This is a genomic window from Stenotrophomonas sp. CCNWLW162, from assembly GCF_037203745.1.
Classification (GTDB): domain Bacteria; phylum Pseudomonadota; class Gammaproteobacteria; order Xanthomonadales; family Xanthomonadaceae; genus Stenotrophomonas; species Stenotrophomonas maltophilia_AQ.
The window spans coordinates 176,644-200,426 of the sequence record NZ_JBBCBL010000002.1 but is presented as its reverse complement, the minus strand read 5'-3'; the positions used below and the strand labels follow the sequence as shown (position 1 = coordinate 200,426).

The following is a 23,783-nucleotide window of genomic DNA, read 5'->3' as shown; positions in this document are numbered from 1 at the left end:
CGGCCCATGCTCCCCCGGCCTTACAATGGCCGTTACGTTCCACCCTCCATTCCCGGCCGTCCCCTGGAGCCTGCTGTCCAATGAATTTCCGTTCCGCCGCCACCGCCCTGGCCGCCACCCTGGTGGTGGGCCTGGCCTCCGCCCAGACGCCGCTGCCGACCCCGGCCACGCCGGCGCCTGCCGCCGCCGCCGCTGCCCCGGCCACCGTCGCCACCCCGCCGGCACCCGCGCCCAGCGTGTCCAAAGCCTGGGTGCTGATGGATTACGCAACCGGCCAGGTGCTGGCTGGTGAAAACATCAACGAACAGCTGGCCCCGGCCAGCATTACCAAGGTGATGACGTCCTACGTGATCGCCGCCGAGGTCAAGAACGGCAAGGTCCGTCCGGACGACCAGGTGATGATGAGCGAGCGCGCCTGGCGCGAAGGTGGCGCGGGTACCGATGGCAGCTACAGCGGCTTCCCGGTCAACCAGACTGCACGCCTGGAAGACATGGAAAAGGGCATGGCGATCCAGTCCGGCAATGACGCCGCGATCGCCCTGGCCGAGCACGTGGCCGGCAGCGAAGAAGCCTTCGCTTCGCTGATGAACAGCTACGCTGCCAAGATCGGCATGAAGAACTCGCACTTCGTGAACGCCCACGGCCTGACCGCCCCGGGCCATCACAGCAGCGCCTACGACCTGGCCCTGCTGGGCCGCGCGATGGTGCGCGACTACCCGGAAACCTACGCGTACAACAAGATCAAGGAATTCCAGGTCGGCAACATCAAGCAGCCGAACCGCAACCTGCTGCTGTGGCGCGATGGCAGCGTGGACGGCATCAAGACCGGCCACACCTCGGAAGCCGGTTACTGCCTGATGAGCTCTGCCCAGCGCGGCGACCAGCGCCTGGTGGCCGTGGTGCTGGGTGGCGCTTCGGAAAAGCAGCGTGCCGACGACAGCCTGGCGCTGCTGAACTGGGGCTTCCGCTTCTTCGAGACCCACCGCCTGTATGAGCCGGGCAAGGCCGTGGCCGAGCACAAGGTCTGGAAGGGCACCACCGACAAGGTGCAGCTGGGCGTGGCCCAGCCGATGCTGGTGAGCGTGCCGCGCGGTCGCTACAACGACCTGAAGCCGAGCATCGACGTACCCAAGACCCTGGAAGCACCGTTCACCGCCGGCCAGCAGATCGGCACCGTGAAGGTGATGCTGGATGGCAAGCTGGTGGCCGAAGCGCCGCTGGTGGCGGTCGCTGCCGTTGAGCAGGCCGGCTTCTTCAAGCGCCTGTGGGACAGCTTCTGGATGTGGTGGGAATCGGAATGATCCACGCCTTGGCGTGGTGAACGGAAAAGGCCGGCGAATGCCGGCCTTTTTCGTTGGAATCGGTGTGCCGACCAACGGTCGGCAACTACCTTACAGCGACCGGCTGATGGTGAAGCTGCCGAACACGGGCGACTGGCGCTGGCCATCGAATTCGCGGGTGCTGTGGTAGCGCGCCACCGCGAACTTCCAACGGCCGCGCATCACTGCAATGCCATAACCGCCCTGTGCGACCACGTGGCGCTTGTCCACACTGTGGCTGCTGCGGAACGTGTTGCCGTCCAGCGTAATGTCGCGGATCACCCACGCCGCGTCGGTGGTCAAGAACATGTGCCACGACCAGCCGCTGGCACGTCCACCACGTGTCGGCGCGGTGTTTTCGCCGGCCGGGCGCAACGGCGTGCTGCCGAAGTCGTCGGGCAGCTTCCAGCCGAAGCGCACTTCGCCACCGGCGTTGGCCTTGGTTTCCAGGTTGCCGATCGCGCCGCCGTAGTGGCTGATCGCATCCCAGCCCCAGCCGCCGGCATTGACGCTGGCATCGGCCGGCCAGCGCCGCATGCGCTCGTGGGTCAGCATGAACACCGGCTCGTTGTGCAGCTGGTTGTCCCAGCCTTCGAACTTCTTGTCGTTGAGGATGTTGTGCACCGCATCCTGCACCTGCTTGCCCTGCGCCCACGGGCCGACCACGCCCAGCGCCAGCTGGGTGGTCTGCAGGCGGTCGCCGCTGCGCGCGTTGAAGCCGAAACTGGCCAGCAGCACACCGGCATACGGGCGGTCATCCTCGATCAGGTCGCGGCGCGTCGGGTCGGTCGGGGTGAAGATGCCCTGGCCGATGCTGAAGATCATGTTCTGTTGTTCGAACTTTCCCGGGTGCAGGCCTTCCAGGTACTGGTTCACCCAACGCGCCATACGCGGCAGGCACGGGTCATCGGTGTAGTCGACCAGATTCGGCGAGACCAGGGTCAGCTGCGCGCCGTTGGTATAGCCCTGGTCCTGGTGGCGGCCGCCAAACAGGTCGTTGTCGACGCGGAAGTTGATCTGCGGCGGATGGTCGCGCATCGCGTCCGGACCACATTGTTCAGCTGCCTGGGCAGCAAGGGGGAGGGCGGTGGCCAGCAGGCCAGACAGCCCGAAGGCTGCGAAACAGCGTTTGGAAGGGGGGCTCATGGGGGGCGGATTCTATTTGTCGTTTTCAGCCGCGACACGGTACCCCCAGGCGGTCCGTGAAACGACCACACGGCGCTCACTTGTCTGTTCCGAAAACAACATTGTCCATCCGACACGATGTGATACGGAATGTGGGGGACTGCGGGCAGGGACGGGTGCCGGTGGACCCGTGCTCGGGACCGGTCGCGCGCCCCGGCGGGGGCCAAACCGCACGTCCAGTCAGCTGCGGTTGTGGTTGGGGGCACCTTGCCCTATTCTCTGCGCCGACGCCTGGGGGGCGTCGCAAAGGATTCAGGTCCCAGACCCTTTCTCAACCCATGGATTGTGCTTCGCCGTCGGCGAGGTGCTGGATGACTCAAATGAACAAATCGAATTCGCTCGCCCATGCGCTGGCCTGCGCGCTGCTGGGTGTCGGTCTGGTGGCCATCAGTGCCCCGGCTTCGGCTGGCCTGCGTGACAGTTTTGCCAACAGCCGTACCTCTGCCCAGGAGCAGAGCAAGAAGGGCCAGGCCGAGATTCCGGTGTGCACCAAGCCGCTGGGCTCCATCTCGGTGATCGAGCCGGAAGACGTTGTGAACTGGTGGACCGGCCAGCAGCTGCCGGCGCCTTCGAAGCTGATCAAGGTGTTCGTCAACAAGTCCAAGTGCTTCACGCTGGTGGACCGTGGGGTCGGCATGGCGGCGGCCCAGGCTGAGCGCGCGCTGGCCAGCGAAGGCCAGTTGCGCGGCCGCTCCAACATCGGCAAGGGCCAGATCCGTGCCGCCGACTACGTGCTGGTGCCCGACCTGATCTCGCAGAACAGCAACTCCGGCGGCAACGCCATCGGTGGCCTGCTGGGTGGCCTGATCGGCGGCAAGGCCGGTGCCGTGGTCGGCGGGCTGAACTTCCGCAGCAAGACCGCCGACGTGACCCTGACCCTGACCGACGTGCGCTCCTCCGAGCAGGTGGCCATTGTCGAGGGCAACTCCAAGAAGACCGACCTGGGCTGGGGCGCTGGTGGCGGCCTGTTCGGCGGCGGCGGCATCGGGGCCATGGGCGTGGGCGGCTATGCCAATACCGAAATCGGCCAGGTGATCACCCTGGCCTACCTGCAGGCCTACACCAACATGGTGGCCGAGCTGGGTGGCCTTCCGGCCAATGCGTCGGCCGCCAACGCCGGCCAGGCCGTGACCATGCTCAAGGCCGGTCGCCTGCTGGCCAATGCCAAGGGCACCGGCGCGCCGGTACGCTCGCTGGAGCCGGGCATGCTGCTGTACCCCACCGGTGTCAAGGAAGGCACGATGTGGGAAGTGGAAGACGAAATGGGCAACAAGGGCTGGGTCAACTCCACCCTGATGGAAACGGCCAAGTAAGCGGCCTGCATACCGGCCGCGTGCGGTATGTGTCCTGCCAGGGGCCGGCCTTCACGGGCCGGCCTTTTCCATGTGTAGGCCCCCTTGCAACGCAGCGGCCCGCAGATGCCGCGTTTGACGTTGATGAATACTCTTGGGTTTGTTGCCCTGCGGCCCGATAATGGGGGCATGGAAATCAAGTCCGACAACCCCGACCACGGCTTCCAGTTCCCCGGCCAGTTCGAGCTCAGCGCGATGGGCCCGGCCAACCGCGGCCTGGAACATGAGCTTCCCCGCCTGCTGCTGGCTGCCGGTATCGATGTGGTCAATGAACGCATCAGCTGGAAGCACTCGACCAACGGCAAGTACGTGTCTGTGCGCATGGTGTTCAAGGCCGAGAGCCGCGAACAGTACGATCTGGCGCACCAGGCACTGCGTGACCATCCGGAAGTGAAGTGGACGCTGTAGCCGACAGCTGCCCGGCCGAAGCCGCCCCTGAGCACCGCGCGCCGCGTCCGGCGCTGGTCCGTGATCTCGGTCGCCAGGCCTATGAGCCGGTGTGGCGTGCCATGCAGCGCTTCACCGACCAGCGTGGCGACGCCGATGCCGACGAGCTGTGGGTGGTCGAGCACGATCCGGTGTTCACTCTCGGCCAGGCTGGCAAGGATGAGCACGTGCTGGCGCCGGGTGAGATCCCGGTGCTGCACGTGGATCGTGGTGGCCAGGTGACCTACCACGGCCCCGGCCAGATCGTGGTCTATCCGCTGCTGCGCCTGCCGCGGCTGGGTATCGGCGTGCGCGACTACGTGTGCCGCATCGAACAGGCGATCATCGACACGCTCGCCGAATGGAACATCGGCGCTGAGCGCCGCGAGGGCGCCCCCGGCGTCTATGTCGGTAACGCCAAGATCGCCGCGCTCGGCATCCGCGTGCGCCGTGGCTGCACCTTCCACGGCCTGGCCTTCAACGTGGCCATGGACCTGGAACCCTTCCACCGTATCAACCCCTGTGGCTATCAGGGGTTGCAGGTGACCTCGGTGGTAGACTTGGGTGGCCCCTCCGGGATGGATGCCGTCAAGCCGGTGCTGCTGGACCACCTGGCCCGCCAGTTCGGCCTGCTGCTGCAGCACACGCCCGAACTGCCTGATTTTTCTGCGGCCGCCTGACCGCCACCCGGAACTGCCATGACTGAATCCACCGCCCGTTCCATTCCCCTGCAGATCGTGCAGGGCGATTCTCCGTCCGCCGCGCCGTTGCAGGCCGGGGTCAAGCAGCTGGGCGGTGACAAGATCAACCGCTCGCCGGTGCAGTTCGCCGACGCGCCGGTGCTGCGCAAGCCGTCCTGGATCCGCGTGCGCATTCCCTCGGGCAATGCGGTGCAGAACCTGAAGGCCAAGCTGCGCGAGAACCGCCTGGTGACGGTGTGCGAGGAAGCCAGCTGCCCGAACATCCACGAGTGCTTCGGCCACGGCACGGCAACGTTCATGATCCTCGGCGAAGTCTGCACCCGCCGCTGCTCGTTCTGCGACGTCGCCCATGGCCGCCCGAAGCCACCGGATGCCAACGAGCCGGCCAGCCTCGGCCAGACCGTGGCCGACATGGGCTTGAAGTACGTGGTGGTGACCAGCGTCGACCGCGATGACCTGCGCGACGGCGGTGCCCAGCACTTCGTCGACTGCATCACCGCCATCCGCGAGAAGTCGCCGGGCACCCGCATCGAAGTGCTGACCCCGGACTTCCGTGGCAAGGGCCGCATGGAGCGCGCGCTGGAGATCCTGGCGCAGAACCCGCCCGATGTGTTCAACCACAACATCGAAACCGTGCCGGACCTGTACCGCAACGTGCGTCCGGGTGCGGACTACCAGTGGTCGCTGAACCTGCTGAAGAACTTCAAGGCGCAGCATCCGGAGGTGCCGACCAAGAGCGGCATCATGCTGGGCCTGGGCGAAGAGTTCGAACAGATCAAGGCCACCATGCGCGACCTGCGCGCGCATGACGTGGACATGATCACCATCGGCCAGTACCTGCAGCCGACCGCGCACCACCATCCGGTGCTGAAGTACTGGACGCCGGAAGACTACAAGGCGCTGGAAGACTACGGCTACGAGCTGGGCTTCAGCCACGTGGCCTCCGGCCCGATGGTGCGCTCGTCGTACCACGCCGACGTCCAGGCCAAGGGCGCAGGGGTCTCCTGAGGCCCCGGGCGGGCGCGGCCCGCCACCTTCGGTGGGTGCGAACCGTCCCGGTGGGTGCGAACCTTGGTTCGCACGCCTTTGCCTGCTATAGAGCCGAGCCCATGCTCGGCTGCTTGCTGGCGGCCTGCCGAGCAAGGGCTCGGCCGTGCCTTCGCCTGCATTCACAATTTGCTACACCGGCCCCGCTAGGCTGGTTTTCCACCGAGCGCGGCCGGGTGACAAACCCGGCAACTTTCGGCACTGTCGTGGTGTCTGAACACCCCGCAGTCTCCCCCTTGGCAAGGCGCCTTCGAGCACGTCAATGAAATTCAAAGCCCCCGCATTCCTGATGGCCCTGGCGCTGGTCGCGCCGCTGGCGCTGGCGGCCAAGGCCGACTCGCCTGCATTGCCCGCAGCGGCAACTGCCGATCAGGTGACCACCTCCAAGCTGGTGTACGGCCTGTTGTCCGACAGCCGCTACGCCTATCGGCCGCGCGCGCTGGACGAGGCAACTTCCAAGGACGTGTTCAAGCGTTACCTGGAAACGTTGGACGGCGGCAAGCAGTACTTCACCCAGGCCGACGTGGCGCGCTTCGCGCCGTTCGAGGCGAACATTTCCTCGGCCATCCGTGGTGGCGAGCTGGAGCCGGCGTTCCAGGTGTTTGCCGTGTACAAGCAGCGGGTCGGCGAACGCGTGGCGTATGCACGCAGGCTGCTCAAGCAGGAGCCGGACTTCACCGCCGACGAGCGCTTCGAATACGACCGCAAGAAGGTGCCGTGGGCGGCCAGCAGTGCCGAACTGGACGAGCTGTGGCGCAAGTCGGTCAAGAACGATTGGCTGCGCCTGAAGCTGGCCGGCAAGAAGCCGGACGACATCCGCAAGACGCTGGACAAGCGCTATGCGACGCTGCAGAAATCGGTCAACGAACTGAAGGGCGAAGACGTCTTTCAGTTCTTCATGAATTCGTACACCAGCGCGGTCGATCCGCATACCGACTACTTCACCCCGCGCACCGCCGAGAACTTCAACCAGGCGATGTCGCTGTCGCTGGAAGGTATCGGCGCGCAGCTGCAGCGCCAGGACGACGTGGTGGTGATCCGCGAGATCATCGCCGGTGGTCCGGCGGCGGTGGACGGCACGCTGAAGCCGGGTGACCGCATTGTCGGCGTTGGCCAGGGCAAGTCCGGCCTGGTCGAGGACGTGATCGGCTGGCGCATCGACGATGTCGTGGCCAAGATCCGCGGCGCCAAGGACACCGAGGTCAAGCTGGAGTTCATTCCGGCGGCCGAAGGTGCCGACGGCAAGCACCACACCCTGGTGCTGACCCGGCAGAAGGTGCGCCTGGCCGAACAGGCCGCCAAGGGCGAGACCATGAGCATTCCGGCTGCCAACGGCGAGCCGGCACGCAAGATCGGCGTGATCAAGCTGCCGACCTTCTACCAGGACTTCGAAGGCCGTCGCCGTAATGCCGCCGACTACGCTTCGGCGACCCGCGACGTGGCCAAGCTGCTGGCCGGCTTCAAGAACGACAAGCTGGACGGCGTGGTGCTGGACCTGCGCAACAACGGCGGTGGTTCGCTGGATGAAGCCATTGAACTGACCGGTCTGTTCATCGAGCAGGGCCCGGTGGTGCAGGTGCGTGAATCCGGTGGTCGCATCACCGTCAACAGCGACCGCAACCAGGGCGTGGCCTGGGACGGCCCGCTGGCGGTGCTGATCAACCGCGGTTCGGCCTCTGCCTCCGAGATTTTCGCCGGCGCCATCCAGGACTACGGTCGTGGACTGGTGATCGGTGAGACCAGCTTCGGCAAGGGCACCGTGCAGAACATCGTCGACCTCGACCGTTGGCCGAGTGGCGAAACCCAGCGCTTCGGCCAGGTCAAGCTGACCATCGCCCAGTTCTTCCGCATCAGCGGCAGCAGCACCCAGCACAAGGGTGTGGTGCCGGACCTGGCGTTCCCGGCCAGCGTCGATGCAACCGAATTCGGCGAGAGCACCTACGACAACGCGCTGCCGTGGACCCGCATCGCCGCCGTGCCGCACACCCAGTACGGCAACTTCGCGCCGCTGCTGCCGAAGCTGGAAACCCGCCATGACGCGCGCATTGCCGCCGACAAGGAATTCCAGTGGTGGAACGAGGACGTGCAGCAGTTCCGCACCGAGGCCGCGAAGAAGTACATCTCGCTCAACGAGGCCACCCGTCGCGCAGAGCGTGAGCGCCAGGACACCCAGCGCAAGGAGCGCCAGGTGATGCGCAAGGAACTGGGCCTGGCCCTGGACCCGCTGGCCGATGACAGTAGCGATGACGGTCTGACCGGCAACGAGCGCGACATCGTCAAGGATGCCGCCCGCGAAAAGGCTGCCGAGAAGCGTCCGGACCCGCTGCTGCGCGAGTCCGCGTCGATCCTGTCCGATGCGGTGAACCTGCTGGCCAACGATCGCCCGCTGTCGGCGCAGGTGCTGCCGCAGTCCACTGGTGCCGGTCGCTGGGCTGACTGAGCCGGGGCGACGACGTTAGATACCCGAGGGGCCGGCATTGCCGGCCCCTTTGCGTTTGAGGACCTCATTCCAAGTGGCGCCCGGCCATGCCCGGCGAGCGAAGTGGATCGCGCGCTTCCGCCGGGCATGGCCCGGCGCTACCGGTGCATGAACAGGCCGCAACGACGGGGTCTGGTGGGCGTACTTTCGACCTGCCGCACACGGGCGCGGGACTACCCTTGGCCGTACTGTCCTCGCAGGAGTACCCATGCGGGCCTCCCGTTTTTCCAGTGCTGCCGTGGCGCTCGCCAGCGCCCTGATCCTGTCGGCCTGCGGTGGTCGTGCCGCCGACAGCACCGTGCTGCGCGAATCCTTTGATTCCGGCGATACCTTCTCGCGCACCGTCGATGGCCGCGCGGCTGACGCCTGCGAGGCTGCGCGGCGCACGCTGCTCAGCCAGGGCTACGCAATCGCCCGTTCCGACGACACACAGGTGGAAGGCAACAAGAACTTCCAGCCGCGCGAGGATGACCACGAACAGCTGGTGCTGCGCATCTCCTGCGCGCCGCGTGGCAGCCAGGCGCTGGTGTTCGTCAGCGCGGTGCAGGACCGCTACGCGCTGAAGAAGAGCCCGACCTCAGCCAGTGTCGGTGTCGGTGCGCTGGGCTCGGTGTCGCTGCCGTTCGGTAGCAATGACGACTCGCTGGTGAAAGTGGCCAGCAGCACGGTCACCGATGCCGAGTTCTATCGCCGCTTCTTCCAGCGCCTGCAGCAGTATCTGCCAGCGGCCGCAGCCCCGCCCGCGCCGCCTCCGACCGCACCACCGGAACCCGCACCGGCCAGCCTGGACCAGGGTTGAGCGTGCGCGGCAGGTTCATGTGCGTGGCCCTGTTGCTGGCCCCGCCGCTGGTCACGGCAGCTCCCATCGACTGCACGCAGGGCCTGCTGCAGCGGTTGGGCTGGCAATTCGACGAGGCGACGGTGGCCGCGCCACAGGTGCAGGGTGGTCCGGTGTGCACGCGTGCGTCGCTGGCTGAAGCGCAGGCGGCAGGTGATCTGCGCGTGCGCTGGCCGACGGCATTGCCGACCCAGGCTCGACAGGCGCTGCTGCAGCAACTGCTGGACGATCCGGCCACGGTCTGCGCCTATGCCTTCCAGTTGGGGGCAGCCACGCAACGTACGGCCTCGGCATTGCAGGACAACCCGGCCTTCCGCTTCTCCGGCCCGCAGCTGGGCTGGATCGGCTTCGGACTGGAGGGCGCGCAGGCACAGGGCTGGCAGCGCACGCGTAGTTTCGGCCGTGGCTTCGTGCCCAGCGCGGGCAACAGTCAGGCGCTGCAGGCGTTCTACAGCGGTGCCGTGCGTGCCGAATGCGGGGTCGGCCGCCAGGTCGCGCAGCTGGCCACGCAACGAGAGCTGTATGGCGATGCTGCGTTCGATACTGAGTTCGCAGCGGATGAACTGTCGATCGGCACCTTCCTCGCCCTGCACAAGACCGACAGCATCCTGCTTGGCGCGCATGCCGGCGATTTCTTCGCCGATGGCAAGGCGGTGCGCACGTCGGCGATGGGGCGGCAGGCCTTCGTTGGCGTGCCCGGTTTCATCGAGCATGTGTATGACAAGGGCACGCTGGATGACCTGAGCAACCAGGCCGAGAACTTCGTCGTGGTCGAGGTGGGCGAGGGCGCCGCGCAGGCACTGGCTGAGCATGGCGGCCTGGCCTGGTACGACCAGCGCAATGCCGAACTGTGGACGCTGGCGCAGCGTATTCCGCGCGTCGGCCGGCGCTACTTCGAGCGGCTGCTGTTCGAGCGCGACCCGGACCTTCGTGCACGGCTGGAACCGCGCTACCACGACACGCTCGCGCGAATGGACCAGCTGCTGGACGATCCGTTCTACCAGCAGTTCGTGATCTATGTGCACCCGCGCGGTATACGTCCCATCGGCTACCACATCGCCCGCCTGCTTGATCGCAACCCGCGAACGCCGTTTTCGATCGATCTGGCGGTGCACAATCTGCATACCACGCTCTACCGGCGTTGGCGCGAGGCGCAGCTGCGCCACTGCGCGGCTACCGGCAGGCCAGGCAGCCTGACCCTAGACCCCAACTGAAGGTGAAACAATGGACATTGCAATGATCGGCCTCGGCCGCATGGGCGCCAACATGGCCCAGCGCCTGCATCGCGGCGGCCACCGCGTGGTCGGCTACGACCCGGGCGAGGGCGCCCGCCAGCGCGCTGCCGAGGCCGGCCTGGAAGTGGTTGATTCGCTGGCCGCGGCCGTCGCCGCCCTGCCGGTACCGCGCGTGCTGTGGCTGATGGTGCCGGCCGGCGAAACCGTCGACCAGACCCTGGGCCAGCTGACCCCGCACCTGGCCGAGGGTGACATCGTCATCGATGGCGGCAACTCCAACTACCAGGACTCGATCCGCCGCGCCAAGGCGCTGGCCGAGGACGACCTGGGTTATGTCGACTGCGGCACCAGCGGTGGCGTGTGGGGCCTGCAGGAAGGCTACAGCCTGATGGTCGGTGGTGAAGCGTCGGTGGTGGAGCAGGTCGCACCGCTGCTGCGCACGCTGGCACCGGCCGAAGACCGCGGCTGGGCGCGTGTCGGCCCGTCCGGCGCCGGCCACTTCACCAAGATGGTCCACAACGGCATCGAGTACGGAATGATGCAGGCCTACGCCGAAGGCTTCGCACTGATGGAGCGCAAGCAGGAAATGGAGCTGGACCTGGCCCAGGTGGCCGAGGTGTGGCGCCACGGCAGCGTGGTGCGTTCGTGGCTGCTGGACCTTAGCACCGAGGCGCTCAAGCGCAATCCGTCGCTGGATGGCATTGCACCGTACGTGGAAGACTCCGGCGAAGGTCGCTGGACGGTTGCCGAAGCGATCGCACTGGATGTACCGGCGCCGGTGATCACCTTGTCGCTGCTGGAACGCCTGCGCTCGCGTGAATCGAATTCGTTCACCGACCGCCTGTTGTCGGCTATGCGCAACGAATTCGGCGGCCACGCCATCAAGAAGTCGTAATCACTGCGGTGGGGTCGGATCCCTTCCCGCAGGAAAGGGCTCTGACCCCATGAAGCCAGTCGAGCTGGCTCGACTCTACAAAAGCCGTCTCCGATCGTTCCCACGTCATCCACGCCTGGCGTGGATGTGTCGACCAAGGTCGACACCTACCGTCGGGCGCGGATAACTGTCGAAGGCGGAGTGGGTCCGGTTGCGGGGGCGTGAGCGCCCCCCCGCCATCCCATGGATAGCCAGCTATTGCTTTGACGTTGACGTTGCCGTTGATTCGGCAGGTGCAGGGCGCAGCCCTGCCGGTCACCCCAACTGAACCCGCCGCCCTTCGCGCGCACTGACCATCCCCGCCTCCAGCAACCGCATCAGCTGCAGCGCCTGCATCGGGCTGACCGTCGCTTCGCCGTCACCATGCATCGCCGCCGCGAACTGCGCATACAACCGCCGGTAGTCACCGGGCAGGTTGTCGACAGTACTGCGCTGCACGTTGTCCTCCGCATCGCAGTGCACCCGCTCACCATGCCGTGGATCGATGCCCCAGCCTGGCGCCCCCGGCGCAACCCCACGCCGCAACTGCGCTTCCTGCACGTCCAGGCCGTGCTTGATCCAACTGGCCTTGCTGCCATGCACGCTGAAGTGTGGTGTCTGCGCCGCAACCAGCGAACCGGCATGCACGATCGCGCGATGCCGTGGGTAGTGCAGCACCGCATGGAAGTAATCGATGCCGCTGCCGCCTTCGCGCTGCACGGCCAGATCGGCATCGATCGACTGTGGCCAGCCGAACAGCTCCAGCATCTGGTCCAGCAGGTGCGGTGCCAGGTCGTACCACAGGCCGCTGCCGGGGCCATCCTGCTCGCGCCAGCGGTCGCGCACCTGCGGCCGGTAACGGTCGAAGTGCGCGTGGCATTCGGCAACATCACCCAGCACGCCTTGCGCCAGCAGTGCCTGCAGGGTGAGGAAGTCGGCGTCGAAGCGCCGGTTCTGGAACACCGTAGCGATGCGCCCGGCGTCGCGCGCCGCAGCCAATACCGTTTCCGCTTCGGCCACGTCCAGCGCGAACGGTTTGTCGACCAGCACGTGCTTGCCCGCGGCCAACGCCGCGATGGCCAGCGGAGCGTGTTGTTCGTTCGGTGTGGCAATCACTACCGCATCCACTGCAGGATCGCCGAACACTTCCTGCGGCGTGGCACGCACGTGCACGTCGCTGAACGCGCGCAGCAGCGTGTCGCGTTGCGAACTGACGATGCTGTGCAGCACCAGGCCGGGCGTGTGCTGGATCAGGGGTGCATGGAAGACGCGGCCGGCGAGGCCGTAGCCGATCAGGGCCAGTTGCAGGTCGGGGCGCATGGCAGAGCTCCGGCAGTGGGGAAGGGCAGGGTAAACGACGGGGGATGGCAGGCCAAAACTGAACCGTTGCCGTTGGAAACGCTTCGATTCACGGCAGCATGACCGTAACGCCACGCCTGCTCTACGCCGGTATGTCCAGACTGGCAGCACATTCCGAAGGAGTACGACACGATGAGCAATACCACCCGCACGCTGATTGCTTCCGCCCTGACGCTGGGCCTGGCGCTGTCCTCCTCGGCCGCATTCGCCAAGGATCCGGCCGCGAAGAGCCCGCCGACCAGCACTCATCCGGCCACCCACGCCGACCGCCATGATTCCAACGAGCCGGTGACCGACAGCTGGATCACCACCAAGGTGAAGGCCGACCTGCTGGCCAGCAGCAACGTCCCGGGCACCGAAATCAAGGTGGAAACGGTGAACGGCGTGGTCAGCCTGAGCGGTGCCGTGGCCACCCAGGCCGAGAAGGACAAGGCGGTCACAACTGCCAAGGGCATCAAGGGCGTGACCCGCGTCGATGCCGCCGCATTGAAGGTCAGCGCGGCCGCCAAGCGCTGAATCCGGTGGGCGCCCCGCATGGGGCGCCCACTGCCCGGGTAGATTCGAGCTTGCTCGGCTCGCTCCACTGCAGATCAACCCCGAGTCAACCGCCCGAGCATTCGAGCGAGCTCGACTCTACGAAGCAGAGCCGACGGCCCCGCCCGGCCCTACCGTGGGTTTCCGGAACCCGTTCAGCCAACCAGGCTGGAAACTCCAGAGTTGTGACCGCCTGCGCTATATTGCCCGTTCCGCCGCAGCCGGGCCGGTATCGGCCTACGCTCCGCGGCCGTGCTGACGAGGAACTATGGCGCAGGTTTTCAGTGATGACGTCTGGGATCGCTGGCGATTGCCGGCCCTGGCGCTGGCGGCTGCCGCGATCATCGTGGTGCCGTGGTTGACCCTGCGCAAACTGCAGCAGGACAACGAACAAGCGATGGCCTGGGTCAGCCACACCCAGGCCGTGGGCGTGGCCCTGCAACAGCTGCAGGCCGATGTCCGCGATGTCGAATCGGCTGCGCTGACGCTGTCCAAGGGTGTGGACGCGCCGGGCCTGCGTGAGCGCATGGCCAAAGCGAATGAAATACCGGGCCGGCTGGCCCAGCTCGGCCGCATGACCCGCGACAATCCCGAACAGCTGATCCGCATCGGCCGCATCGAGTCGATGCTGGACGGGCGCTTGGCGGTCGCGCGCGAGCTGGCCAAGTCCGAACCGAACAGCGACCAGCGTGAACTGGTGCAGGACCTGAGCACGCGTTACCCGATCCGTGGCCTGGTCGAGGAGCTGCAGGCCAGCGAGGAAAAGTTGCTGGCTCTGCGCGCCGAGCAGGCCGCACGCCAGCGCAGGCAGACCGAGTTTGTTTCCTGGAGCTCGCTGGTGGTGCAGCTGGCCCTGCTGGGCCTGGTGCTGTGGTTGTTGCAGCGGCAGATCGGCCGCCGCCTGCATGCGGAGCAGCAATCGCAGCGCTCGGCCGCGCGCGCGGCGTCGGTACTGCAGACTGTGCGTGAGCCGATCGTGCTGCTGGATCGTGAGTTGCGCGTACAGCTGCACAATCCTGCATTTGCTGAGCTGTACGGGTTGCAGGATGAGCGTGCCGATGGCCTGCTGCTGGAATCGGTCGGTGATGGCGCCTGGCGGGATCCGGTCATGCGCCAGCGACTGTCCGATGTGCTGCTGCGTGGCCGCGAACTATGGGACTTCGAGCACGAACAGCGCGCCGCCGACGGCATGGTGCGCTACATGCTGCTCAACGCCCGGCGCATGCCGCTGCCCGATACCGATGACGAGGTGGTGCTGATGACCGTCAGTGACGTCACCGTGCAGCGGGCCGTGCAGCTGCGCGTGGAAGAGCTGAACCGCCAGCTGGAGGGCAAGGTGGCGCAGGTATCGGAGGTCAACCGCGAATTGGAGGCGTTCAGCTATTCGGTCTCGCACGACCTGCGTGCGCCGCTGCGCCATGTTGCTGGTTTCTCCGACAAGCTGTCGCGCCATCTGGGCGAGCAGGCCGACGACAAGAGCCGCCATTACCTTGAAGTGATCTCCAGTTCGGCGCGGCGCATGGCAGCCCTGATCGACGACCTGCTGGTCTACTCGCGCCTGGGGCGCGTGGCGATGCGCCAGCAGGCGGTGGACATGCAGTCGCTGGTGGCCGATACCCGTGCCATGCTCGATTCCAACCTGCAGGCCGAGGCCGAAAACAACGGCCATGCGCATCAGGTGGAGTGGAGCATCGCACCGCTGCCGATCGTGGTCGGCGATGAAAACATGATCCGCCAGGTCTGGCTGAACCTGCTCGGCAACGCGGTGAAGTACTCGGGCAACCGCGAGCCGGCAAAGATCCGCGTGGACTACCAGCTGCAGCCCGACGGTGGTCATCAGTTCACGGTCAGCGACAATGGTGCAGGCTTTGACATGGCGTACGCCGCCAAACTGTTCGGTGTGTTCCAGCGCCTGCACAAGGCCAGCGACTACCCGGGTACCGGCATCGGCCTGGCCAGCGTGCGCCGCGTGCTGACCCGCCATGGCGGCCGTATCTGGGCAGAAGCCGAGCCTGACGTCGGCGCCACCTTCCACTTCTACCTGCCTCCCGCGATCGACGCGGACAAACAAGGTCCCTCTGCATGACGACTCTGCGCACCATTCTTCTCGCCGAAGACAGCCCGGCCGATGCCGAAATGGCAATCGACGCTCTGGAAGAGGCGCGTCTGGCCAATCCCATCGTGCACGTCGAAGACGGCGTGGAAGTGATGGACTACCTGCTGCGCCGCGGCGCCTTCGCCAACCGTGAGGAAGGCCTGCCGGCGGTGCTGCTGCTGGACATCAAGATGCCGCGCATGGATGGCCTGGAAGTACTGCGGCAGATCCGCGAGCACGAAGAACTCAAGCGCCTGCCGGTGGTGATCCTGTCGTCCTCGCGCGAGGAAAGCGACCTCGCCCGCAGCTGGGACATGGGCGTGAACGCCTACGTGGTCAAGCCGGTGGACGTGGACCAGTTCTTTGGCGCGGTGCAGACCCTGGGCAAGTTCTGGGCGTTGATCAACCAGGCACCGGAACTCGAGTGAGCCCATGCCCCTGACCGGTCCCGCCCTGGGGGCGCTGCGCATCCTGCTGGTGGAAGATTCCCCGGAAGATGCCGAGCTGATGTCCGAACAGATGCTTGATGCGGGCCTGGAAGCCCGTTTCGAGCGTGTCGAGAGCGAGGTCGAGCTGCGCCAGGCGCTGGCTGCGTTCGTGCCGGACATCGTGCTGTCCGACCTGAGCATGCCGGGGTTCTCCGGTGACGATGCACTGCGCATCGTGCGTGAGACCTCACCGGAAGTGCCCTTCATCTTCGTCTCCGGCACCATGGGTGAGGAGAACGCAGTGGCGGCGCTGCAGAAGGGTGCCAACGACTACATCATCAAGCACCTGCCGGCGCGCCTGCCGTCGGCGGTGGCGCGCGCGATCCGCGAGGCGCGCAGCGCTGTTGAACGCGCACGCGTGGAAACCGAGCTGATGCGCGCGCAGCGGCTGGAGAGCCTGTCGCTGCTCGCCGCCGGCCTCAGCCATGACCTGCGCAACATCCTGCAGCCGCTGCTGATCATGCCGGACCTGCTGAAGGCCCGTACCGACGATCCACAGCTGCACCACCTGGCCGACGTCATCGCCGAGTGTGGTCGTCGTGGCCACGAGATGGCCGAATCGATGCTGTCGTTCGTGCGTGGCTCGCGCAAGCCGAGTGAACGCATCGAGATCGATGGCCTGTTCGATGCGGTGGCACTCCTGTTGCGCAGCAACGTGCCCGATGCCGTGCGCCTGGAACTGCAGGTGCAGGACCAGGGCCTGGTGGTCGATGCCAATTACACAGAGCTGCAGCAGGTGATGTTGAACCTGGCGCTCAACGCGATCCAGGCGATGCCCAACGGGGGCCGGCTGAGCCTGACCGCCAGCCATGCCGGCCAACGCGATGGCGTGGACTGGATGCAGATCCGTGTGGTCGATGAGGGCATCGGCATGGATGCGGACACGCTCTCGCACCTGTTCAACCCGTTCTTCACCACCAAGGCCGATGGCACCGGCCTGGGCCTGATTTCCTGCAAGCGCATCGTTGAAGGCGCCGGCGGCAGCATCCACGTCAGCAGCCAGCCGGGGCAGGGCACCTGCTTCGAACTGCGTCTGCCGATGCATGAGGCCATTGATGGCAGCGAGCCGATCGAGCAGCTGGTGGCGCTGGGCAGTGGCCAGTCGATCCTGGTGGTCGATGGCGAAGCCACCCGCCTGTCGCTGCTCGGCAATGCGCTGTCCAGCCAGGGCTATCAGCTGCAACTGGCGTCCGATGGTCCGGCGGCGCTGCGCTGGATGCAGCAGGAGGCGTTGCCGGCACTGGTGATCGCCGACGCCGGTTCCAAGCTGCTGCCGGCCAGCCAGCTGCTGGGCGAGATGGCTGTACTGGGCTATCGCGGCCCGGCGCTGGTGCTGGAAGACGCAACGGTGGATGTATCGGCCGATGCATTCCCCGCTGGCGTGGAAGTGCATGTGCTGCGCAAGCCGCTGCAGATGCAGCAGGTGTTCCGCGCGGTGGCCGAAGCGCTGGGCTGACGCCGCGGTAGTGCTGGCCGCTGGCCGGCGTCTGCGTGTGGTGGGATCATTGCGGTTGCCGGCCAGCGGCCGGCACTACCGTTCGGCGGTTTCCCACGGAAACCGCGGCAGGCTGTCCACCGCCTGTTCCAGCCGCCGCGACCAGTTCTGGTGGATGTCCGCATACAGCGCTGAATCCGCACCCAGCCGCAGCTGCTGGCCGATGCGCAGTTCGCCGTCGCGCAGCAGCGCCAGGTCGATCGGCAGGCCCACCGACAGGTTGGAGCGGATGGTGGAGTCCAGCGAGACGATGGCCGTGCGTGCGGCATCTTCCAGGCGTGTTGCCGGGCTGAGGATGCGGTCGAGGATCGGCTTGCCGTACTTGGATTCGCCGATCTGCAGGTATGGCGTCTCCGGCGAGGCGGCGATGGCGTTGCCCAAGGGGTAGACCATGTACAGCCCTGGGCGTTCACCGGCAACCTGGCCGCCGAAGATCAGCGTGGCCTGGGTGTTGACCCCGTCATGGCCGTGCTCGCTGTGCTCGGTCTTGACCTGGCTGTCGACCAGCAACTGGCCGACGTAGGCCGCGGCCTCGAACAGGTGGGCCATGTCACGCAGGTTGGGCGTACGCCGCTCGTCGGCGTCGCGGACCAGGCGCGACACCAGCAGCTGGGTGGTGGCCAGGTTGCCAGCCGCCATCAGTACGTAGGCTGCCTGGCCGGGGTACTCGAACACGTGCAGCTTGCGGTGCACGCGCACATCGTCCAGCGAGGCATTGGTCCGGGTGTCGGCGGCGAAGACCAGGCCCTCGTCCACCTCGATTCCAACGCAATAGGTCATGTCGGTGCCCTATCATGTGCGTCCCGGATTGTAGGCAGGCCGCCGTGACGACGGCATGTCCACGCCCCCCCCAAGTGCCGTCACCTGAACCGCATGACCACCGTGCTCCTGAGCCTGGGCAGCAACGTCCAGCCCCGCCGCTACCTCCACGCCGCGGTGACGGCCCTGCGCGAGCGCTTCGGCGCGCTGCAGGTGTCACCCGCCTACCGTACCGCTGCGGTCGGCTTCGATGGCCCGGCCTTCCTCAACAATGCGGTGGCGATCGAGACCGACCTGCCACTGCAGGAACTGGACGACTGGCTGCATGCGCTGGAAGACGCGCACGGGCGTGACCGCAGTGGCCCGCGCTTCTCCGACCGGACCCTGGACATCGATGTGGTGTTCTACGGCGACCTGGTGGTGGAGGGCCCTGGCCACCTGCGCATCCCTCGCCCGGAGCTGAAGCATGCCTTCGTACTGAAGCCGCTGGCGGACATTGCGCCGGGCTTCGTCGACCCGGTCAGCGGCCAGGACCTGGCCACGCTGTGGCGTGCGCACAGGCAGTTTGGCGAAGCGTTCGAGGTCGTGGAGCTCGAATGACGGGGTCAGATCCCTTTTCCCGCCGGGAAAAGGGATCTGACCCCATCGTGCATCCCGGCAACGCCTCAGCTGACCGTACGCCCGCCATCCACGCGCAGGGTATGGCCGGTGACGAAGCTGGCATCGGCCACCAGCCAGTACACCGCCTCGGCAATCTCTTCCACGGTGCCGATCCGTGCCAGCGGCGTGCGCGCCAGCAGCGCCTCGCGGGCGAAATCGTCCTTGCCCTGTTCCGGCCACAGGATCGCGCCGGGGGCGACCGCGTTGACCCGCACCTTCGGCGCCAGTTCCAGCGCCAGCGAGCGGGTGGCCATCTCCAGCGCGGCCTTGGCCATCGTGTAGGCGATGTGGTCGCGCATCGGGTCGGTGCCGTGCAGGTCGGTCAGGTTGACGATGCAGCCGTGCTGGCGGCGCAGGTACGGAGCTGCCGCCTGCGACAGCAGCAGGGGCGCCCGTGCATTGACCGCGTAAAGCTCGTCCATCGCCTCGGCGGTGACCTGGCCCAGCGGGGTAGGGAAGAAGTTGGAGGCGTTGTTGACCAGCGCATCCAGGCGGCCGAAGTGGGTCACGGCCTGTTCCACCAGATCGGTCAGCGCGTCGGCGTCACGCAGGTCGGCCTGCAGCGCCAGCACGCTGCCGGGGCGCACGTTGTCAAAATCGAACGCGGCCTGCTGCAGCTCGGCGCTGGAGGTGTTGGCATGCAGCACCACCGACCAGCCACAGGCATGGAACTGGCGGGCAATGGCCGCGCCGATCCGGCGCGCGCTGCCGGTGATCAGGACCACGGGGGTGGTGTCGCTCATCGAGGGTCCTCCAAGGCTCGGCTATCCTGTGCACCATTGTCACCGCATTCGAAGACGCCATGCAGCCCACCTTCCCTCTGCCCGAAGCCGATGCCCTGGCCCACAGCGACCAGCTGGCCGCCGCCCTGCGCGCTGAAATCCTTGCGCAGGGCGGGGCGATGCCGTTCTCGCGGTTCATGGAGCTGTGCCTGTATGCCCCCGGCTGGGGCTATTACAGCGCTGGCGCCAGCAAGTTCGGCGGCAGTGGCGACTTCACCACCGCGCCCGAGCTCGGCAGCCTGTTCGCCGGCAGCGTGGCCAATGCACTGGCCCCGGTGCTCGCCCAGTTGGGCGCGCAGGCGCGCATGCTGGAGCTGGGCGGCGGCACCGGCGCCTTCGCCGAAGCCGTGCTGCTGCGCCTGGCCGAGCTGGACGCACTGCCGGCGCGCTACGCCATCCTCGAACCCAGTGCGGACCTCCGCGAGCGCCAGCAGCAGCGTCTGCAGCAGAACCTGCCGGCCGAGCTGGCCGCGCGCGTCGACTGGGTCGACCGCCCGTTCGAAGAGGATTGGGAGGGCGTGGTGTTCGCCAACGAGGTGATCGATGCGCTGCCGACTCCGCGCTTCCTGATCAGGGACGGCGAGGTGTACGAGGAGACCGTCGAGCTCGATGGCGATGGCAACTTCATCCGCGGAGCGCAGCCGGCCGACATCCTGCTCAACGGTGCGGTGCGCCATCTGGAACGCTACCTGGAAAAGCCCTTTGCCGAGGGCTACCGCTCCGAAGTGCTGCCGCAGCTGCCGTATTGGCTGCAGGCGGTGGCCGGTGGCCTGCAGCGTGGTGCAATGCTGTTCGTCGACTACGGCTACAACCGTGGCGAGTTCTACATGGAAGATCGCGATGACGGCACCGTGCGCGCGTTCTATCGCCAGCACGTGCACAACGAGATCTACCGCTGGCCGGGCCTGCAGGACATCACTGCTTCGGTCGATTTCACCGCGCTGGCCGAAGCCGGCCTGCACGGTGGCTTCGAGCTGGCTGGCTACTGCAGCCAGGCCAGTTTCCTGCTCGGCAACGGCCTGGACCAGGTGCTGCTGCTGGCCGAGGAACGCACCGATGAGGTCGGCCGCATCCAGCTGCGTGACCAGGTGAAGAAGCTGACCCTGCCGACCGAGATGGGCGAGCGCTTCCAGGCTATCGGCCTGCAGCGTGGCGTCGACTTCGAACCGGCGTTCGAGCTGGGTGACCTGAGCTGGCGCCTGTGAGTGACGTGTTGCCGGTGATCAAGCCGCTGCAGCGGCCGCGGCTGTGGGCCGTGCTGTGGGCGCTGGCGGTGCTGTTGGTGATCGTGGTCTGCCTGATCCCGCCGCCGCCGATCCCGCTGCCGGAAAACAGCGACAAGGGCGAGCACTTCCTCGCCTATTTCATCCTCGCCGGCAGCGCGGTGCAGCTGTTCCGTCGCGGCCGCCCGCTGCTGTGGGTGGGCATGGGCCTGGTGCTGATGGGCATCGGCATCGAGTTCGCGCAGGGCGCACTGACCAGCAACCGCATGGCCGACCCGATGGATGCGCTGGCCAACACGATTGGCGTGCTGGCCGGCATGGCCACCGCGCTGACCCCGCTGCGCGACCTGCTGCTGCGCTGGCGGGGGTAAAGGCGTGCCAACCAAGGTTGGCACCTACCAGTAGATCCACGCCAAGCGTGGATGGACTGCCCGAGGTGCCGACCAAGGTCGGCACCCACCAGGACAGACCTGCCGTTACTTGCGCAGCGTGACCTCATCCAGCACCCACATCGCCGGGCGCGTGTCGCCGGTGAAGTTGATGCACAGGTCACCGGTGCCCTGCGTACCCTTCGGCAGCGTCGCACGCAGCGTCACGAAGCCATCGGCATCCGGCTTGGCCGGCAGCGGCACTTCAGCCAGCACCTTGCCGCTGCAGTCGCCGCGACGCACCAGCATCTCGCCATGCGCACGCTTGGCCTTCTCGAAGCGGCGCTTGGGTTCGTCATGGGCCAGCTGGAAGTAGTACGGAATGCGGCCAGCACGTACCTCCACGCTGCCGACGCCCTCCAGCTGCGCCTGCGGCCAGCGCCAGCACGGCTGGAAGATGTCCACGTTGAACACTGCACGCGTTCCCTCGCGCGGGCCATCGTCTTCCAGGCGCAGCACCAGCCCCTTCTTGCCTACGCAGCTGAGCAGTTCATCACTGCGGCGGCTGAGCAGTGACTGCGCGGTGAACGTGGCGATGGTCGGTTTCGCGGCCAGCATCTGGCCCTGGTAGAACCCAGCGGCCTGCACGGTGGCGGGCAGCTGCGCCGTCAGCGGCTGCTGGTACAGCGGCGAATGCGCGGTCACCGGCTGGCCATCGGTGCTGTAGCGCACTTCATAGCCCAGCGGATTGGCCAGCGACACGGTCACGGTGTTCTTCGCGCGATCATCGGTGTAGTCCACGCCTACTTCGAACGGGGTCTGCGCATAGGCCAGGCCCCAGGCGCGGTAGCGCTGCAGTTGTGCCGGCAGGCGTGCGAGGAAATCGCGGAAATCGCGGTGTTCCGGCGTGCTCCAGCCGGTTTCGGCCACGGCGGCCAGGCGCGGGAACAGGTTGTGCTGCAGGCGTGCATAGCTGCGCGTGTGTTCGGTGAACATGTTGGCCTGCAGGCCGAGGATGTGCCCGCGCTTGTCGGCCGCCAGCTCGGCTGGCACCGGCTCGAAGTTGTAGAGCTTGCCGAGGTTGACCTGGGTCGGTCGGCCCGGCGGTTCGTTCGGCGAGGCCGTCTGCAGGTAGTCCAGGTACAGGTAGCCGACCGGCGACATGATCACGTCATGCCCGGCACTGGCCGCAGCGAGGCCGCCTTCGGTGCCCTGCCACGACATCACCGTGGCCTGCGGCGGCAGACCGCCTTCGAGGATCTCGTCCCAGCCGATCAGGCGCCGGTCGTGTTCCTCCAGGAACGTCTCCAGGCGCTTGATGATGTGGCTCTGCATGGCCATCTCATCCTTGATGCCCAGCGCACGCATGCGCTGCTGCACCTGCTTCGAAGCTTCCCACTGGTCCTTCACTGCCTCGTCGCCACCCACGTGCACGTACTTGGCCGGGAACAGCGCGATCACTTCTTCCAGCACGTTCTCCAGGAAGGTGACGGTACTGTCCTCCACGTTGAACAGGTTCGGGAACACGCCCCATTCGCTGATCGGCTTCAGCGGCGTGCTGATCGAACCCAGCTCCGGATACGCGGCGATCGCGGCGGTGGCATGGCCGGGCACGTCGATTTCCGGAATCACCTGGATATGCAGCTTGGCGGCGTAGGCGATCACTTCGCGGATCTGCTCCTGCGTGTAGAAGCCGCAGTAGGGATGCTCCTGGCCAGTGACCGGATCGATGCCACCGTCGCCGGCCGGCAGGCGGCAACTGCCCACTTCGGTCAGCTTCGGGTAGCGCTTGATCTCCATGCGCCAGCCCTGGTCATCGGTCAGGTGCCAATGGAACGTGTTGAGCTTGTGTGCGGCCATCGCGTCGAGCACGCGCTTGATCTCGTCCAGGCTCTGGAAATGCCGCGCCGAGTCGAGCATGAAGCCGCGCCAGCTGAAGCGCGGCGCGTCCTGGATCTGCACCGCTGGCAGCACCCCATTGCTGCCGCCGGTGGCGAGCTGGGCGAGGGTGGTCGCGCCGTAGAACAGGCCGGTCTCGTTGCCAGCCTGCACCAGCACGCCCGTCGCCGTACTTTCCAGCGTGTAGCCCTCACCGCTGTCGCGGAAGGTCGGGATGATCTGGAAACGGATGCCGCCGTCCTGGGCGGCCGACTTGCCCTTGGCCAGCGCAAGGCGCGGGCCTCCGCTGCGCGCCAGCAGGTCGGCGAACTGGCTGGCGACCCGCTGCGCGGCCTCGCCTTCGGCATGCAGCGGAGTGCCAGCGCGTACGCTGATGCCGCTGCCCTGGCCGGCTTGCACTTGGGTGGGTGCGGGAATCAGCATCAGGCTGCCGGCGCGCAGCTGCGGGCCAGGAGCTTCAGCGACGGGCGTGGGATCGGCGGCGAGTGCCGGCATCGCCGGCAGCATCGCGAACAGGCTGCCCAGCAGCAGTGCGCTGCGCATCCGGGCGCGGGAAGGCTTGACCATCGGAACGACTCCTTGGAACGGTGCGATGAACGCTATACATGAAAAACGCCGGGCCCGGA

General features: G+C 66.8%; 21 protein-coding genes. 16 read left to right on the top strand and 5 right to left on the bottom strand.

All coding sequences use genetic code 11. The annotated features are described in order from the left end of the window. The first annotated feature begins 80 nt into the window (after positions 1 to 80). On the top strand, positions 81 to 1,301 hold the full coding sequence (locus V9K93_RS05920) for a D-alanyl-D-alanine carboxypeptidase family protein (RefSeq protein WP_046985793.1): 1,221 nt from the start codon (positions 81 to 83) through the stop codon (positions 1,299 to 1,301). Between the two features lie 90 nt (positions 1,302 to 1,391). Here the strand turns inward: V9K93_RS05920 and V9K93_RS05915 are convergent, their stop codons facing one another. Further along, positions 1,392 to 2,465, bottom strand: coding sequence for a lipid A deacylase LpxR family protein (locus V9K93_RS05915; protein ID WP_136638950.1), 1,074 nt, complete (start codon positions 2,463 to 2,465; stop codon positions 1,392 to 1,394). A gap of 359 nt (positions 2,466 to 2,824) precedes the next feature. On the opposite strand from V9K93_RS05915, the gene V9K93_RS05910 reads away from it, so the two are divergent. The 8 genes from V9K93_RS05910 to gnd all read left to right on the top strand — a co-directional run bounded on the left by V9K93_RS05910 (position 2,825) and on the right by gnd (position 11,477). Next, positions 2,825 to 3,817, top strand: coding sequence for a CsgG/HfaB family protein (locus V9K93_RS05910; RefSeq protein ID WP_136638951.1), 993 nt, complete (start codon positions 2,825 to 2,827; stop codon positions 3,815 to 3,817). Between the two features lie 168 nt (positions 3,818 to 3,985). Further along, positions 3,986 to 4,264, top strand: coding sequence for a YbeD family protein (locus tag V9K93_RS05905; protein ID WP_012512125.1), 279 nt, complete (start codon positions 3,986 to 3,988; stop codon positions 4,262 to 4,264). Beyond that, positions 4,252 to 4,962 (top strand): lipoyl(octanoyl) transferase LipB, encoded by a 711-nt coding sequence (lipB, locus tag V9K93_RS05900; protein WP_046986305.1) that lies wholly within the window; start codon positions 4,252 to 4,254, stop codon positions 4,960 to 4,962. The genes V9K93_RS05905 and lipB overlap by 13 nt, the downstream gene beginning before the upstream one ends. Before the next feature lie 18 nt (positions 4,963 to 4,980). Next, the gene (gene lipA / locus V9K93_RS05895) at positions 4,981 to 5,991 is read left to right on the top strand and encodes a lipoyl synthase (protein ID WP_136638952.1); all 1,011 of its coding nucleotides are present in this window, start codon (positions 4,981 to 4,983) and stop codon (positions 5,989 to 5,991) included. A gap of 301 nt (positions 5,992 to 6,292) precedes the next feature. Beyond that, positions 6,293 to 8,470 carry a carboxy terminal-processing peptidase gene (locus V9K93_RS05890; protein ID WP_046986307.1) on the top strand — a complete coding sequence of 726 codons (2,178 nt, stop codon included), beginning with the start codon at positions 6,293 to 6,295 and terminating at the stop codon, positions 8,468 to 8,470. Positions 8,471 to 8,717: 247 nt separating this feature from the next. Then, on the top strand, positions 8,718 to 9,308 hold the full coding sequence (locus tag V9K93_RS05885) for a DUF2242 domain-containing protein (protein WP_136638953.1): 591 nt from the start codon (positions 8,718 to 8,720) through the stop codon (positions 9,306 to 9,308). Positions 9,309 to 9,325: 17 nt separating this feature from the next. Continuing rightward, complete coding sequence (locus V9K93_RS05880; RefSeq protein WP_136638983.1) at positions 9,326 to 10,561, top strand: hypothetical protein; 1,236 nt, start codon at positions 9,326 to 9,328, stop codon at positions 10,559 to 10,561. A gap of 10 nt (positions 10,562 to 10,571) precedes the next feature. Next, positions 10,572 to 11,477, top strand: coding sequence for a phosphogluconate dehydrogenase (NAD(+)-dependent, decarboxylating) (gene gnd, locus V9K93_RS05875; protein ID WP_046986309.1), 906 nt, complete (start codon positions 10,572 to 10,574; stop codon positions 11,475 to 11,477). A gap of 294 nt (positions 11,478 to 11,771) precedes the next feature. Here the strand turns inward: gnd and V9K93_RS05870 are convergent, their stop codons facing one another. Further along, on the bottom strand, positions 11,772 to 12,815 hold the full coding sequence (locus V9K93_RS05870; protein WP_253078325.1) for an oxidoreductase: 1,044 nt from the start codon (positions 12,813 to 12,815) through the stop codon (positions 11,772 to 11,774). A gap of 171 nt (positions 12,816 to 12,986) precedes the next feature. Between V9K93_RS05870 and V9K93_RS05865 the strand changes: the two genes are divergently transcribed. The 4 genes from V9K93_RS05865 to V9K93_RS05850 all read left to right on the top strand — a co-directional run bounded on the left by V9K93_RS05865 (position 12,987) and on the right by V9K93_RS05850 (position 17,427). After that, positions 12,987 to 13,370: a BON domain-containing protein gene (locus V9K93_RS05865; protein WP_012512120.1), complete on the top strand. Its 384-nt coding sequence runs from the start codon at positions 12,987 to 12,989 to the stop codon at positions 13,368 to 13,370. A gap of 286 nt (positions 13,371 to 13,656) precedes the next feature. Continuing rightward, the gene (locus V9K93_RS05860) at positions 13,657 to 15,474 is read left to right on the top strand and encodes a sensor histidine kinase (protein WP_046986311.1); all 1,818 of its coding nucleotides are present in this window, start codon (positions 13,657 to 13,659) and stop codon (positions 15,472 to 15,474) included. Continuing rightward, entirely contained in the window at positions 15,471 to 15,911 is a 441-nt protein-coding gene (locus V9K93_RS05855) for a response regulator (RefSeq protein ID WP_005411057.1), read from the top strand. The genes V9K93_RS05860 and V9K93_RS05855 overlap by 4 nt, the downstream gene beginning before the upstream one ends. A gap of 4 nt (positions 15,912 to 15,915) precedes the next feature. Continuing rightward, the gene (locus V9K93_RS05850; protein ID WP_012512119.1) at positions 15,916 to 17,427 is read left to right on the top strand and encodes an ATP-binding response regulator; all 1,512 of its coding nucleotides are present in this window, start codon (positions 15,916 to 15,918) and stop codon (positions 17,425 to 17,427) included. Positions 17,428 to 17,502: 75 nt separating this feature from the next. On the opposite strand, the gene V9K93_RS05845 is transcribed toward V9K93_RS05850, so the two are convergent. Continuing rightward, the gene (locus V9K93_RS05845) at positions 17,503 to 18,246 is read right to left on the bottom strand and encodes a proteasome-type protease (protein ID WP_046986314.1); all 744 of its coding nucleotides are present in this window, start codon (positions 18,244 to 18,246) and stop codon (positions 17,503 to 17,505) included. A 93-nt stretch (positions 18,247 to 18,339) separates the two neighbouring features. Between V9K93_RS05845 and folK the strand changes: the two genes are divergently transcribed. Next, positions 18,340 to 18,825, top strand: a complete 486-nt coding sequence (gene folK, locus V9K93_RS05840) for a 2-amino-4-hydroxy-6-hydroxymethyldihydropteridine diphosphokinase (protein WP_136638956.1) — start codon at positions 18,340 to 18,342, stop codon at positions 18,823 to 18,825. A 65-nt stretch (positions 18,826 to 18,890) separates the two neighbouring features. On the opposite strand, the gene V9K93_RS05835 is transcribed toward folK, so the two are convergent. Then, positions 18,891 to 19,628, bottom strand: a complete 738-nt coding sequence (locus tag V9K93_RS05835) for a pteridine reductase (protein ID WP_006391894.1) — start codon at positions 19,626 to 19,628, stop codon at positions 18,891 to 18,893. A 59-nt stretch (positions 19,629 to 19,687) separates the two neighbouring features. Here V9K93_RS05835 and V9K93_RS05830 point away from each other — a divergent pair, with 59 nt between their 5' ends. After that, a complete protein-coding gene (locus V9K93_RS05830) occupies positions 19,688 to 20,872 on the top strand; it encodes a class I SAM-dependent methyltransferase (RefSeq protein ID WP_046986316.1) in 1,185 nt (394 codons plus the stop codon). Next, complete coding sequence (locus tag V9K93_RS05825; RefSeq protein ID WP_046986317.1) at positions 20,869 to 21,261, top strand: VanZ family protein; 393 nt, start codon at positions 20,869 to 20,871, stop codon at positions 21,259 to 21,261. The genes V9K93_RS05830 and V9K93_RS05825 overlap by 4 nt, the downstream gene beginning before the upstream one ends. A 105-nt stretch (positions 21,262 to 21,366) precedes the next feature. Here the strand turns inward: V9K93_RS05825 and V9K93_RS05820 are convergent, their stop codons facing one another. After that, on the bottom strand, positions 21,367 to 23,724 hold the full coding sequence (locus V9K93_RS05820; RefSeq protein ID WP_337302203.1) for a beta-N-acetylhexosaminidase: 2,358 nt from the start codon (positions 23,722 to 23,724) through the stop codon (positions 21,367 to 21,369). Positions 23,725 to 23,783 lie beyond the last annotated feature (59 nt).